Origin of the sequence: Parasutterella excrementihominis YIT 11859, assembly GCF_000205025.1 — a bacterium.
In the GTDB taxonomy this organism is placed as follows: domain Bacteria; phylum Pseudomonadota; class Gammaproteobacteria; order Burkholderiales; family Burkholderiaceae_F; genus Parasutterella; species Parasutterella excrementihominis.
The window spans coordinates 1-1238 of record NZ_GL883725.1; the positions used below are offsets into that span (position 1 = coordinate 1).

The 1238-nt window shown below is 43.0% G+C and carries 1 protein-coding gene; it reads right to left on the reverse strand.

The annotated features are described in order from the left end of the window. Nucleotides 1-43 precede the first annotated feature (43 nt). Complete coding sequence (locus HMPREF9439_RS07840; RefSeq protein WP_008864451.1) at nt 44-1156, reverse strand: IS110 family RNA-guided transposase; 1113 nt, start codon at nt 1154-1156, stop codon at nt 44-46. Between the last annotated feature and the right edge of the window lie 82 nt (nt 1157-1238).

Genomic DNA, 1238 nt, shown 5'->3' on the forward strand with positions numbered 1-1238 from the left:
CTTAGTTGTAGACGATTGTGCTCGAACTGTAAAAGTTAAATTTTTAGGTCCCTTTGGGCAATGAACATTTCGCGACCCCTGCTATTTTAGGGTTATATGGTTTACTGCTGATAAGAACAGCTCTAACAATCCGTAAAAGCTTTGCGGCAACAGCGCATACAAGTTTCCCCCACGGCATTTTTTCTTTTTGCTTCTTCAAAATCCACTTCGTCAACTGTTTGGATTTCAATTTTCCTTTAGTGGCCATGTTAACCACGCTCCCGGCTCCTTGCACCATTAAAGACCTCATTGTTTTGTCTCCGCGATGGGTGATTCTTCCTTTCTTCTCATTGTGCCCCGTAGCAATGCTTCTTGGCACTAAACCATAATAGGCAGGAAAATCTTTGGGATTTTTAAATCTCTTGATGTCTCCAATCGTTGCACGAAGTCTGCAACTGCAGACTGGTCCCAGCCCCGGAATCGTCTGTATTAGTTGGCAGAGTTTATCGTTCTTTGCTAACTCCTCCAGAGTTTTGGTGATTTTATTCAAGGCCTTTTGAGTTGTTTGAGCGTGTGTGACCATGTCAACGAGACTTTCCTTCAGTTCCTCCGGAAAAGCTGCATGATTTTCAATCAGATCTTTCAATCGAGCTTTCCCGCTGATTCCTTTCGATATATTCAATCCCCACGACTGACAAATCCCTTTTAAAGACACAATAGTCTGTCTGTATTGCTTGATATATTGTTCCCGCAGCGTTGTTAAGCTGGCGTACTTTTGTTGCTCCATATCTTTGGCTTTGATTGGCCTCAGCTGGGTATCTTGGGCTAGAAAAGCCAGAGCTTGAGCATCATTCAAATCAGTTTTTTGGCCTGAATAATGATTTTCAACGTAGTTCTGTACATTCTTGCCGCCGATAACTAGGCAGCGATGTCCCCAAGCCTCTAACTTTTGAACTAAATAATTCATTTCAGTGCACGGCTCCATGGCGAATGTCGTGGGGCATAGCACCTGAGCACTTTTCTCGAGTTCAGAATAGTCTAGGCGGTCGATGCAGACTACTTCACCATCTGTTGTTAACAGAGCAACACTGACGCAATTCTTAGCTAAATCTATACCGATGGCTTCGTATTCGAGATCTGTATCGATAGTTTTTGCGAGTATCCTTCTAACTGACATGGAATCACCTTTAATGAGAACTTTGTTACTTTCATTTTGCTCCCTCTATCTCGTTGGGAGCAAAGGGGTTCCATGTCATTAA